Origin of the sequence: Campylobacter sp. CNRCH_2015_0814 (genome assembly GCF_025772765.1) — a bacterium.
Classification (GTDB): Bacteria; Campylobacterota; Campylobacteria; order Campylobacterales; family Campylobacteraceae; genus Campylobacter_D.
Genome location: NZ_JAKMSR010000020.1, coordinates 1 through 12,836, shown reverse-complemented (window position 1 = coordinate 12,836; position 12,836 = coordinate 1). Strand labels below are relative to the sequence as shown.

Sequence of the window (12,836 nt, the reverse complement as noted above, 5' to 3'; positions counted from 1 at the left end):
ATATTATATAAAGCTTGATGCAGCAAGAGCTGTTCATCAGTATAAATTTGATGATGATCATAGAATGAAATTGTATTTAAGTGGTGGGGTGTATTTTTAACCACCACTTAAAAAATACACCCTAGTAGCTAAATCTTTAAAAGTTTTAGAGTGGATTAAACTTTGGCAAGCCTTAGACTTTGAAGTGCTTGCAAATTCACTTTGACTAAAAGCATTTAAAGCTTCATCTAGTTGAGTTTTTATACTTTGATTTTTAGGATCTTTTAAAGCTTGATTTTTTAAATCTGCTATATTTTGGACTTTACTTTTTTGGGCATTATCTACCATAAGTGCTAAAAGCAAAATGCTTTCTTTATCTACAAAAAGCACCTTAAAACACTGCTCGTCATTTCCCACACTAAAATCAAGTTCTTTGGTGGAATTTTGCAAATTTGATAAATCTTCATTTTTTATATTTGCTACATTACTCATCAAAGCTATACTTGAAAGACTTTCATTTTTTAACACATAAGAACTTACATCATTGATAAAAGTTTTTAAATTTCCTAAAGCTTGAGCTGTGCTTGCTTCATCTTTACTTGCGCTAAATTTTGGCAGAGCAACTGCTGCTAAAACCCCAAGTATAATCACCACAAACACAAGTTCTATAATAGTAAAAGCCTTTTTCATAATACACCTTGTAAATTTTTCACCTTAGGGCTTATAAGATCATCTTCAATACTTACAAATTCTTTACGCTCATAAGCCTCACAAGCTGCCCTTGCTATCATCAAAGCATTATCTGAACAATACTCAAGCGGAGCTAGCAAAAGCTCACATTGATAGCTTTGGCATAAATGCTCTATTTGACTTCTTAAGCTTAAATTTGCACTAGCTCCACCTACTATGCCAAAACGTTTGAATTTATACTCTTTAAAAATTTTTTCTAACTTGTTTAAAATATGAGCTATAGCTGCTTTTTGAAATGCAAAGGCTATTTTACTTTTACGCTCTGAGCTTAGCTCTTCTTTTAAAATTTCCAAACGCACTTGATTTTTAAGTCCTGAAAAACTATAAGCTAAGTCTTTAGAATGAAGTAAAGGTATGCTAAATTCTAAATCACTTTCTTTTACATTTTTAGCTAAATTTTCTATGATAGCCCCACCAGGATAACCAAGTCCCATCATCTTAGCTACTTTATCAAAACTTTCTCCAAAGCTATCATCATTTGTTCTTGCTAGTTCTGTGATTTTACCTTGCTTATCGATAAAAAGTACCATAGTATGCCCACCACTTACAAGCAACACACCCATATCAAAACTAGCTTTTTTATCTAAAAACATAGAGTAGATATGTCCTTTTAGATGATTAATCGCTATAAGTGGTAAATTTAAACTAACAGCAAGCATTTTAGCCATAGCAACCCCACCTATTAAACTCACACTAAGACCAGGTTCATTTGTAACTGCTATGGCACAAAGCTTATCAAAGTATTTTTGGCATTTTTCTAAGATTTTAGGTAAGGCTTCACTGTGCAATCTTGCTGCAAGTTCAGGCACTACCCCACCATAAACACTATGAGCATTTTCTTGAGAAATCTTTGTATGGAAAATACATTCAAAGCTGTTTTTATCTATGATAGCAATAGAACTATCATCACACGAGCTTTCTATGGCAAGAATTAAACTTTTCATTGAAATTCCACTAAAATCATACCGATAAATTTATCTTTTTGCTCTGCTTTTTCTATGGCTTTTGCAGGTATGTTTGCTTTTTTGATTTCTTTAAAATTTGTCTTTTTTTCTAAGGCTTGATCTGCTAAATTTGCATTTTTTAACTCATAAAATTCCACTCTATAAATCTTTCTTTTTTTGTCTAAAGAATAACGACTTTGCATTTGATTTTTGCTAATTTCTATACCACTTTCATCATTGCCCCTATCAAAACCTATGACATTAACCCTTACACCTACAATAGAAGGAATTTTAAAGCTATTTTTTACCATGATTTTTTGAGCAAAATTTGTTTGTATGTTTTTTCCATCTACTATCATCTCAACACTATCTAGCGCATTTGAAAACTCAAAGTATTCAGGGTATAGTCTAGTTTGCAAGCGATTTCCGTAATTGACTGAGTATGAATTAACATTTGAAATCACTGCTGTAATTTCATTGCTTGCTTCATAATTTAAAGCTTGATTAACAGGGAAAGGCAAGAAATTTATAGCATTAGTAGGTTTGTCAAGATAAAGTAAAATTTTATCATTAAAAAGTCTTACCTCCAAAGGCTTTTCAATGGCTCTATAAACCCCATTTGGAGTTAGCTCAAAAGTTCTTTGAAATTCTATATTTGCCTTTTTTAGATAATACTCCACCGCCAAAAGATGATAATACACTCTTAAATGTGTTGGTAAATTTTTGCTCGCTTCATTAGCAAAGGCTGCTTTGTGATTTGACACTACAAAATAAGTTAAAGCCTTTAACATATCTTTATCATTACTTTCTTGGGTTTTGGTGTTTTTTAAATGATATTGATGTTCTTCTTTTACTAAGGCTTTATTGATATTTTCCACCGCTTCTTTAGCTATGCTTTCTAAGTCTGCATATTTAGTAGAATTTACCTCGCTTTGATCGATAATGCTAGTATTGCCCCAGCGGTTTGGATTTTTATCTTTACTTTCATATTGAGGTCTATAAAAACCACTTCCATCGTGTAAATTTATGACCATATTAACTTCAGGGTCTAAAATAAGCTTTTTTATACGCTCTATGGTGTGAAAATCAGGATCGCTTTCATCTATATGGGCAAATTTTCTATTTAAATCTCCAAAATTTCCCCTATTTCTTGCAATAATACTTTCAAAAGCCAAATTTGGCGCAACGATGATTTTACCTTTGGTGATATTATAATCACTCAAAAGCAAACTAGCAGCATGAAACCCACCTGGCTCATCTCCTTGTATACCTCCAAGGATTAAAACTGTGTTATTATCATCTAAGCTTTTTCCATTTTCTTTCACACTAAAATCTAAAGCAAAAACCGCATTTATAAAAATCAAAACACTTAAAAAATATCTCACTTCATTTCCTTATCTAAATAAAGCCTTACTTGCTTATCGTACTCAAAAACATCTTCAATTTGGTTAATCTTTGGCACACCAAAATGATCTAGTGCTTTGAAAATTCCTTTAGCTATGTCTAAAAACTGCGCTTTATGAGCTAAAAATTGATACACCATATACTCATTTGCACTATTTATAATCACGCCCAAGTCAGGCTCTTTCAAAAGTTCATCTTTGAGTAAAAATATAGGATATTTTTTTAAACTAATTTTTTCAAATTTTAAACTTGGCATAGCTAATAAATCCAAATTTTCTATAAAGCTTTGATCATGCTCATCTAAAATCGCTTGAGCTATAGATAAACGCATATTTGCATGAGAAAAATACGCACTCATACCACCGTCTTTAAACTCGCACAAAGCATGCACTAAAGATTTTCTTTCTATCAAAGCATCTATTTGCTTAATGCCATAAAGATGATAAGCTTCGATGATTTCAAAAAGCTTATTGCACATACTAGCACTATCTATGGTGATCTTAGCTCCCATGCTCCAGTTGGGGTGCTTAAGAGCTTCTTTTACGCTGACATTTTTTAAATCTTTGATTTTATAATTATAAAAGGCTCCGCCACTTGCTGTGATGAAAAGCTTTTTAATATCTTTTCTTTTATCTATCAAACACTTCAGTGCTGCGTGTTCGCTATCTATGGCTTTAATCTTAGAAGTGTCAAAAAATTTCCCTGCTACTACTAGGCTTTCTTTATTTGCCAAGGCTAAAGTTTTACCAAGCTTTTGCACCATAAGACTTGAGCTTAACCCTGCAAAACCCACTATAGCATTTACCACCAAAGTGCTTTTACACTCAGCTATCATCGTTTTTAAGCCTTCTTGGCCGCAAAAAATCTTATCATGATCAACCAAGGTTTTATCTTTTTCATCTTGGATACATACAAATTTAGGCTTAAAAAGAGCTATTTGCTCATTTAAAAGCTTGATGTTTTTACCACAAGATAAAGCTTCTATGCTTATGTTTTTTTCTTTAGCAATAAAAAGAGTATTAACCCCTATACTTCCCGTGCTTCCAAGTACAATCATACTAAAGTTGCCATTGCAAATGCTGCAATGATAACAGCATCAATTCTATCTAAAACTCCCCCATGTCCTGGGATTAAATTACCGCTATCTTTAATGCCTGCTTGTCTTTTAAAATAACTCTCAAGCAAATCCCCTATCACAGCAAAAATAGCTACGATTAAAGATATATAAATACTTTTTACTAAGCTAAATTCAAAAGAGCCTATAATAGTTCCTAAAATCCCTGCACAAACTATGCCACCTACTACACCTTCTAGAGTTTTATTTGGACTTGTTGGAGAAAAAGCTCTCTCACCAATGAGCTTTCCTATAAAATACGCCCCACTATCACAAGCAACAACAATCACTATAAGCCAAAACAATACAAACATACCCTCATAGCTTAATACTTGATAAAACATTAAAATAGGTAAAGTAGGATATATATAAGGCATAAGCTCATTTAAATTTTCACTTTTTTTATAAACTAAATATCCTAAAATCAAAATCAAAGCCATAAGGCCTATAAAGAAAGGTTTATCTAAAAATGCACCTATTGCAAAAATACACAAAGCCATAAAAGCACTTGCGTGTTTGCTTTTAAACATAGCTTTTGCTTCATTAAATGCCAAAAACAATAAAACACCAAAAATAGCAAAATTAATCAAAAAATTATCTACTAAAGCAACAACAGCTATTACAGCTATCATCACAATAGCACTAAGAATTCTTGTCTTTGAAAACATTTTTATCCTTTCTATATACTTAAATCAAGCAAATGAGAGCTTTTTTTGACTACTTCTTGCTCTTCTTGTTCATCTTCATCTTCTTGCTCTTGTTCTTGATGATGTTTAGAATGCTTCTTTTCTTCCTCTTGTCTTTCTTTTACCTCATCACTTACTTCGTGAGTTTGATTAACTTTTTCAAGTTTTTCAACCGCCTTTTCCTTTGCTTGAAACTCACTCATATTTACCAAAGTCGCAAAAGAGTCTTTTGCTAGTTCATTGCTCACTTGTGCTGAATGCACTGGTGCATTTTGGTTAGCATAATTAACACCACCTATGGGACTTATAGGCATATTCACTCCTTTAAAATGCTTATAGTCTTATAATTTGTATAATTTACAAAAGCCTTCTCTCTAACTTTAACAAAATTCTTACTCGTATAATCGACCAAATAAGTTCCAGAACTTAGCTTGGAAAATTCCACACAAAGCTTTGCGGCAAATTCTAGCACTAATTGACTTATTTTTAATTTATTTGAAGTAATGATCACATGTGCACTAGGATAATCTTTCACATGCAACCAAATATCATCTTTTTTAGCTATTTTTAATAAATACTCATTAGCTTTTTCATTGCGTCCTACACTGATTTTAAACTCATCAAAATAAAAGCTACTAACCCCTGCGTTTAACTCTTCTTTTTTGGTTTTTTTACTTTTTTTAGGCATTAAAACTTCTAATTCTCGCAAAGAAGTGCTTTTGGTGATTAAATCTTTTAAATTGATTAAAAAATCAAGTTTTTCACTTAAAATTTCTCTTTCTATATTGATATTTTTAGCCTTTTGTTTTAGCTTTTTAGCCATTTTGTAAAATTCATTCGCGCTGTTTTTAGGTGTATCTTCAAGCTTAAAAGCAAGCTCATTTGCATTAAAATCTTGCAAAATAAATTCTCTTTGATAATCTTTTAAAGAATTTAAATTAGCAAATAAAACATCTGCCTTTTGGCTTAACTCTTGAGCTTTTTTTAATAAATTGCTTTCTTGTTCTAAATTTTCTATACTCTCTTTAAGGGTAAAAATTTTTTTATCTACATTTAAAAGTTTATTTTCTTTTATATCTTTTAAGCGCTCTTGCTGTAACTTTTTAGCACTTTCTTTAAAATACACATTAAAATCATCAATCTTTACAAATTCTTCTTTAATCTCATAAGCTTTTAAAGCTTGGAGTTTTTCGCCTATTTTTACAATACGATAACTTTTATCTATATGACGCAAAGCTTCTATGATAATATCATTAGTATCTGTGATGATGACATTAGTGTTTTTTCCTGTAAATTCAAAATAAATCTTAGCCCCATAAGCTTTGTAAGATTTTTCTGATAAAACTTCAAAAGATAAAATTCTATTATTTTCTAATACTTCTAAATTTAAAATCTTTGCATTAGAAAAGTATTTTTTTAACATAAAATCAAAAGGTGCATTATAAGCTTTTGCTTGGAGCTTATCTTGGTAAATTCCACTTTTTCCGCGTGTTAAATCTAGTATAAAAGCTTGATGATCTAAGCTAAGCTCTAAGATATTATCATCAAGGCGTTTGAGATAATTTAGCCTTTGAAATTGTTTAAAATAATCTTTTATTTGTATTAAATCTGTATATTTCATAAATGTATTATAAAATATTTTGATGAATTTATGAGGTTTTTATGAGTGAAAAAATTCCCTATCCTTGCGTGATTTTATGTGGCGGAAAGTCTTCACGCATGGGAAAAGATAAAAGCTTATTGCAAGTAGATGATAAAAACTTAACTCTTTATCAGTATGAAAAAATGTCAAGAATTTTTAATCAAGTTTTTATTAGCACTAAAAAAGACAAATTTCATCAAAAAAACTTAGCACTTATTTTAGATGAGGATTTAAACAACTACTCCCCACTCATTGCCTTAAATTCCATACTCAAACATTTTCAAAACACCTATGTATTTATCCTTAGCGTGGATACTCCAAGTATAAGCAAAGAAAGTATTTTTAAACTTTTTCATCATCTAAAATCACAAAATATACTCTTAGCAAGCACAAAAAAACACAAGCATTATTTATGTGGATTTTATCATGGTAGAAATTTTGAAAAAACTTTGCAATTTTTACAAGAAAATAACCATAAACTAGCTCTTTTTTGTGATACAATGAAAACAGAATTTATAGATTTTAAAAATGAAAATGAGTTTATAAATTTAAATTATTTTAACGAATACAAAAAGTGGCTTCATGAAAAAGACAATCTTACCCATAATATGTGCTTTTAGTGCTTTAGCAAATGAAGATTTAATCAATCAAGCCTTAGAATATGAAAGACAAGGTGAGTATAAAAAGGCTATGCAAATTTATAAAAGCTTAGCTTTAAAAGATACAGCAAAAACAAAAAATTTAGAACTTTCTCTTAACAATGAGCAAAATGCAACAAAAGAACATAAAATAGATGATTTTAACCCAAGAAGCGAAGCTTTGGCAAATTATCTTGGCACAGAAAAATCATACAATCCTTTTGGTATTAGCACACATAATCTTAGCTATTTTATGCCTGTTTCTTATAGTTTTAGCAAAAGAGATTATAAAAGCACTGAAACTAAATTTCAAGTAAGTCTTAAAAAAACTCTTTTTGAAAATCTTTTGGGTTTAAACGAAAGCTATAACATAGCTTATACACAAATTTCGTGGTGGCAACTTTATAAACATTCTGCTCCTTTTAGAGAAACAAACTATTTACCTGAATTTTTTATCAACTTTCCTATAAGCGGACATGGAGCTTTTGAAAATTTAAAAAATGTACGCGTTGGTTTATTACACGAATCAAACGGACAAGATGACCCAAAATCAAGATCTTGGAATAGAATTTATCTAAGCAATGCATGGTTTTTTGGGGACTTTGTGTTCATACCTAGGGTTTGGCTAAGAATTCCTGAAAAAAGCTCAGAAGATGATAATCCTGATATAGAAAAATATTTGGGTAATTTTGATATCAATCTTGCTTATACCCAAGATGATTATTTTATCAATATCCTATGGCGTAATAATTTAAATTTTGCTAATAACCGCGGTGCAGTGGAAATAAGCGGAGCTTATAAAATCTCTAACAATGGCTTATATATTTACACTCAGTATTTTAATGGATATGGCGAGAGTCTTATTGAGTATAATAAATCTTCAAGCAGACTCTCAAGCGGAATTTTACTAATGTATTAAAGCAAACAAAACGCTATAACACTACCTAAGATAAGCAAAGAGCCATTAAAGCATAAAAAGGTTGGTATACAAGTATCTTTTATATGATCACCTTGCTTATCTGCATTAAGCCCTACACTCACTCCCAAAGTCGTCTCACTAGCAGGCGATCCTGCATCGCCTAAAGCTCCAGCAACACCGATGATAAAAATAATCGCAGCAGGTGAAAAACCAAGCTCTATACATATAGGGCAAAATAAGGCAGCGATGATAGGAATAGTGCCAAAAGAACTGCCTATACCTATGGTGATTAAAAGCCCTATGGCTAGCATGATAAAAATAGCCAAAAAGTGACTTTGCTCCATAAAAGGCACGCTTGTTTTTACAAGCTCAGCTATACCCCCACTTTGCTTTAAAACCTCTCCATACCCTGAAGCAACAAGCATTACAAAGGCTATATAACCCATGATTTTAAGCCCATCATCAAAAACTAGATTAACTTTGTTATACTCTACTCCACCTAAAACCACCATCAATACAAAACCTAAAAGCCCTGATAAAGGTAAATTATGCGTTAAAATTTGCAAAATCAAAGTCAGCACAAGACCAGCTAAAACACCCCATTCTTTTTTACTCATTTTTAGATTTTCAAAGTCCATTTTAGCAATTTGCTCTTCTTGATATTCTCTTGGTTTAGCATAAAATACAAACACAGCCAAAAATAAACCAACTAGCATACAAATAGCCGCAAAAGCCATAGTTTGAGAAACTTCTCCTAGGCTAATTTGCACCCCATTTGAATTTAAATTATCCACAAGCAAAGTTTGAAAAATAAGCCCAAAACCTAAAGGCACTACCATATAAGGTGTGGTAAGTCCAAAAGTTAGCGCACAAGCTATGGATCTACGATCTATTTTTAATTTATTAAAAAGCTTTAACAAAGGTGGGATCAATAAAGGCACAAAAGCCACATGGATAGGGATTAAATTTTGTGAAAAACAAGCAATAAATGCCAAAGAAAGTATAAGTAAGTATTTTTTATGTGAAATATAATGCGAAACTATTTTAATCAAATATGCTGTTAGATTGGTTTTTGATATAGCAGCAGCCACCGCTCCAAGTAAAATATAACTTAGTGCTGTTTGTAAATTTCCTTGCATACCGTCAATTAAAACTTTCATAGAATCCATCATAGCTTGTGGAAGTTGGGTAAAAAACTCCATCAAAGTTAAATGCTCTATATGCATAAATTTAGACCAAACGCCTACAAAAAGCCCAGAAAGCAAAACACTAAGCAAAACATTAAACCTAAAAAAACACAAAAGCGTCATTAATACAACGCCTATAAATACCGGATTAGTTAAAAGCATTACATTCCTTAAATCAAAATAATTGCACATTTTAAATAATTTTCTTTAAAATACCATTTAAGTTTAAAAAATTTAAGCAAAAATTGCAAAATAAAAGCATAAAATGATAGTTTTTACTTTAAAAAAGGATACAAATGAGAAGTGACGCGATCAAAAAAGGACATTTAAAAGCACCAAATCGTTCTTTACTTAGAGCATGTGGCTTAAATGATGATGATTTTAACAAGCCTTTTATAGGTGTAGCAAATAGCTATATAGATATCATCCCAGGACATTTTTTCTTAAATGAATATGCAAAAATCATTAAAGATGAAATCCGCAAAAATGGTTGCATTCCTTTTGAATTTAATACTATAGGTGTAGATGATGGCATTGCTATGGGGCATGATGGTATGCTTTATTCTTTGCCAAGTCGTGAAATCATTGCAAACTCTATTGAAACAGTGATGAATGCACACCAACTTGATGCACTAATTTGTATCCCAAATTGTGATAAAATCACTCCAGGTATGCTCATGGGGGCTTTAAGAGTTAATGTGCCGACTATTTTTGTGAGCGGTGGGCCTATGCGAGCAGGAGTAAATAAACATGGAGAAAAAATCAGTCTAAGTTCTGTTTTTGAAGCAGTGGGAGCTTATGAGGCTAAAAAAATCAATGAAGATGATTTAAAAGATATAGAATGTAAAGCTTGCCCTAGCGGTGGATCTTGCTCGGGTATGTTTACTGCAAATTCTATGAATACTTTATGTGAAGCTATGGGCATAGCGCTTGAAGGAAATGGAACTATTTTAGCACTTAGCAAAGAAAGAGAAGAGCTTTTAAGAAAGGCTGCGCGTAGAATTTGCGAGATTGCCCTAGATGAGCGTTTTAAAATTCGCAATATCATTACTAAAAAGTCCATTAATAATGCTTTAGTTGTTGATATGGCTATGGGTGGAAGCTCAAATACTATCTTACATATGTTTGCCATTGCTTATGAAGCGGGTGTAAATTTGGATATAAAAGAACTCAATCACATCAGTGCTAATGTGGCTCATATAGCCAAAATTGCTCCATCTTTAAATACTGTTTATATGGAAGATATACACAAAGCAGGTGGAGTAAGTGCAGTAATGGCTGAAATAGCTAAAAAACCAGGCCATATTTTAGAACTTGATACTCTAGATATTAGCGGAAAAACTTTAAAAGAGCGCATTGAGAATGCTAGCATTAAAGATAAAAATATTATAAGAAAAATAGACAATGCCTATTCGAATGTAGGTGGACTTGCAATACTTTTTGGAAATTTAGCAGAGCAAGGCTGTGTGATAAAAACTGCAGGTATTATGGGTGAACGTAAATTCAAAGGTAAAGCGGTTTGTTTTAATTCTCAAGAAGAAGCCATTAAAGGAATTATAAAAGGTAAAGTTAAAGAAGGTGATGTGTGTGTGATACGCTATGAAGGACCAAAAGGTGGACCTGGCATGCAAGAAATGCTTAGTCCGACTTCATTGCTTACAGGCATGGGGCTTGGTGCTAAAGTATCGCTTATAACAGATGGTCGTTTTAGCGGAGCTACAAGAGGGCTTAGTATAGGTCACATTTCTCCTGAAGCTGCAGAAGGTGGGCTTATAGCGCTTTTGGAAGATGGCGATGAGATAGAAATTGATGTGGATAATTACAGTATCAATGCAAATTTAAACCAAGATGAAATCACCAAACGCAAAGCAAACTTTAAAATGCCAAATAAACAAATAAATTCAAGATGGCTTAAAATGTATCAAAAACTTGTAAGCAATGCTAGCAAAGGCGGAGTTTTAGACTTAGAATAATTTTCTTAATTTCTTAGAGAAATTAAGAAATATCTTTTAAATGTGAAAACAAAAATATGAAAAATTATGTTAAAGTGGCCGGGAGAAAGGGATTCGAACCCCTGGAGGTGTGACCCTCAACGGTTTTCAAGACCGCCGCTTTCGACCACTCAGCCATCTCCCGAAAGAATAAAATATCAAGTGTTAACATCGCATTGGAGGCGACATCCGGATTCGAACCGGAGATCAAGGCTTTGCAGGCCCATGCCTTACCGCTTGGCTATGTCGCCTTGAGTTACCAAAAAGTGGTGCCCGAGGCCGGACTTGAACCGGCACGGAAGAAAAATTCCGAGGGATTTTAAGTCCCTTGTGTCTACCAATTCCACCACCCGGGCGGGTGATAATGGAGCGGGAAACGAGATTCGAACTCGCGACCCCAACCTTGGCAAGGTTGTGCTCTACCCCTGAGCTATTCCCGCATGTAAAATTGAAATTATATCTATTAAAGCTTAAAGATATATAAAAAATAATTTAAAATAATTTAAAAAATTACAATAAACAAATAAACTTATTAAAATTAATAATATTTTTATAATCAATATGTTATAAAACTGGATTTGATTTAATCAATTTAAAATATTGCAATGGAGGTATTTATGTTCAGCTTTAAAAGCTTATCAAGTAAATTAACATTTATAACCTGTTTGTTAATTATAGCAATTTTAACCGTAGTTAATGTTATAAACTACTATGAATCTAAAAAAACAATCAATGATTATCTGTATGAAATACAGATGAAAACAATGTTAGATGTTGCAAAGGTATATGAACTTTATGGTAGTTCAAAAAGAGCAGCAATCAACTCTCTTGGACACTCGATCTCTTCCAAGCCAAATATGCATCAAGACGAAATTATAGATATTTTAGACACCTTAAAACAATCATCAGATTTTGAGCTTGTTTACATTGGATTTGAAGACACTGGTAAAACTTACAGATCTAACAAAGTTATTAGCGATATCACAAGTGGATATGATACTAAAAATAGACCTTGGTATAAAGAAGCAAAAGCTGCTGGTAAACTAATCGTTACCGACCCTTATGTCTCTGCTTCTAGCGGTCAAGTAACTGTAACATATGCCGCACCAATTTATTCAGATGGCAAATTTATAGGTGTTGCAGCAGGAGATTATGACCTTTCAAGGTTTTCAACCGATGTTTTATCACTAGGACACTCTAATAGTTCTTATGTTGCAGTTTATGATAGAGAAGGTGTTATAACCTTCCATGAAGACAAAGAAAGAATGCTTACTAAAAACGATTTAAGCATTAATATAGCAAATGCTGTAAAAGCTAATCCTGATTTAGTTGATCCAAGTAAAGAAGAAACCTTATTTTATGCTAAAGATGGCACAGGTAAAACTCAAGTCGCAACATGTACACAAAGCTTAAACCCTAAATATATAATCTGTTCTATCACAGAAGAATCTGTATATACTGACGCAGTAAATAGATTGTTATTTCAACAAATTATAATTGCTATTATAGCTATAATAATAGCTTTACTTCTAGTAAGATTTGCTATTATTAGAAATTTAAAACCTATTGCAATAATTACTTC

The 12,836-nt window shown here is 32.1% G+C and carries 12 protein-coding genes and 4 tRNA genes; 4 read left to right on the top strand and 12 right to left on the bottom strand.

All coding sequences use genetic code 11. The features are described from left to right. Positions 1–96: 96 nt before the first annotated feature. The 7 genes from L8X24_RS07780 to L8X24_RS07750 are packed head-to-tail and all read right to left on the bottom strand — an operon-like array spanning position 97 to position 6,498. Positions 97–669, bottom strand: a complete 573-nt coding sequence (locus L8X24_RS07780; RefSeq protein ID WP_318529569.1) for a prepilin-type N-terminal cleavage/methylation domain-containing protein — start codon at positions 667–669, stop codon at positions 97–99. Beyond that, entirely contained in the window at positions 666–1,673 is a 1,008-nt protein-coding gene (gene tsaD, locus L8X24_RS07775; protein ID WP_263664323.1) for a tRNA (adenosine(37)-N6)-threonylcarbamoyltransferase complex transferase subunit TsaD, read from the bottom strand. Before tsaD ends, L8X24_RS07780 begins: the two co-directional genes overlap by 4 nt. After that, on the bottom strand, positions 1,670–3,058 hold the full coding sequence (locus tag L8X24_RS07770; RefSeq protein ID WP_263664322.1) for a M99 family carboxypeptidase catalytic domain-containing protein: 1,389 nt from the start codon (positions 3,056–3,058) through the stop codon (positions 1,670–1,672). The genes tsaD and L8X24_RS07770 overlap by 4 nt, the downstream gene beginning before the upstream one ends. Then, the gene (gene dxr / locus L8X24_RS07765; protein WP_263664321.1) at positions 3,055–4,134 is read right to left on the bottom strand and encodes a 1-deoxy-D-xylulose-5-phosphate reductoisomerase; all 1,080 of its coding nucleotides are present in this window, start codon (positions 4,132–4,134) and stop codon (positions 3,055–3,057) included. Before dxr ends, L8X24_RS07770 begins: the two co-directional genes overlap by 4 nt. Then, positions 4,131–4,859 (bottom strand): phosphatidate cytidylyltransferase, encoded by a 729-nt coding sequence (locus L8X24_RS07760; RefSeq protein ID WP_263664320.1) that lies wholly within the window; start codon positions 4,857–4,859, stop codon positions 4,131–4,133. The genes dxr and L8X24_RS07760 overlap by 4 nt, the downstream gene beginning before the upstream one ends. An 11-nt stretch (positions 4,860–4,870) precedes the next feature. Then, on the bottom strand, positions 4,871–5,191 hold the full coding sequence (locus L8X24_RS07755) for a hypothetical protein (RefSeq protein WP_039629205.1): 321 nt from the start codon (positions 5,189–5,191) through the stop codon (positions 4,871–4,873). A gap of 2 nt (positions 5,192–5,193) precedes the next feature. Continuing rightward, positions 5,194–6,498 (bottom strand): NFACT RNA binding domain-containing protein, encoded by a 1,305-nt coding sequence (locus L8X24_RS07750; protein ID WP_263664319.1) that lies wholly within the window; start codon positions 6,496–6,498, stop codon positions 5,194–5,196. 41 nt (positions 6,499–6,539) lie between these two features. Between L8X24_RS07750 and L8X24_RS07745 the strand changes: the two genes are divergently transcribed. After that, positions 6,540–7,139 carry an NTP transferase domain-containing protein gene (locus tag L8X24_RS07745; RefSeq protein ID WP_263664318.1) on the top strand — a complete coding sequence of 200 codons (600 nt, stop codon included), beginning with the start codon at positions 6,540–6,542 and terminating at the stop codon, positions 7,137–7,139. Further along, positions 7,102–8,076, top strand: coding sequence for a phospholipase A (locus L8X24_RS07740; protein ID WP_263664317.1), 975 nt, complete (start codon positions 7,102–7,104; stop codon positions 8,074–8,076). Before L8X24_RS07745 ends, L8X24_RS07740 begins: the two co-directional genes overlap by 38 nt. On the opposite strand, the gene L8X24_RS07735 is transcribed toward L8X24_RS07740, so the two are convergent. Continuing rightward, positions 8,073–9,425 (bottom strand): Na+/H+ antiporter NhaC family protein, encoded by a 1,353-nt coding sequence (locus L8X24_RS07735; protein ID WP_412175149.1) that lies wholly within the window; start codon positions 9,423–9,425, stop codon positions 8,073–8,075. The genes L8X24_RS07740 and L8X24_RS07735 overlap by 4 nt on opposite strands. 134 nt (positions 9,426–9,559) lie before the next feature. Here L8X24_RS07735 and ilvD point away from each other — a divergent pair, with 134 nt between their 5' ends. After that, entirely contained in the window at positions 9,560–11,236 is a 1,677-nt protein-coding gene (ilvD, locus tag L8X24_RS07730) for a dihydroxy-acid dehydratase (protein ID WP_263664315.1), read from the top strand. A 75-nt stretch (positions 11,237–11,311) separates the two neighbouring features. Here the strand turns inward: ilvD and L8X24_RS07725 are convergent. The 4 genes from L8X24_RS07725 to L8X24_RS07710 all read right to left on the bottom strand — a co-directional run bounded on the left by L8X24_RS07725 (position 11,312) and on the right by L8X24_RS07710 (position 11,694). Then, positions 11,312–11,399: transfer RNA gene (locus L8X24_RS07725), tRNA-Ser, on the bottom strand. Between the two features lie 32 nt (positions 11,400–11,431). After that, positions 11,432–11,505, bottom strand: a tRNA-Cys gene (locus L8X24_RS07720). A gap of 16 nt (positions 11,506–11,521) precedes the next feature. After that, positions 11,522–11,610: transfer RNA gene (locus L8X24_RS07715), tRNA-Leu, on the bottom strand. A gap of 9 nt (positions 11,611–11,619) precedes the next feature. Next, positions 11,620–11,694: transfer RNA gene (locus L8X24_RS07710), tRNA-Gly, on the bottom strand. A 417-nt stretch (positions 11,695–12,111) separates the two neighbouring features. Between L8X24_RS07710 and L8X24_RS07705 the strand changes: the two genes are divergently transcribed. Next, the coding region (locus L8X24_RS07705; protein ID WP_263664314.1) for a cache domain-containing protein at positions 12,112–12,836 on the top strand (725 nt) is incomplete at its 3' end.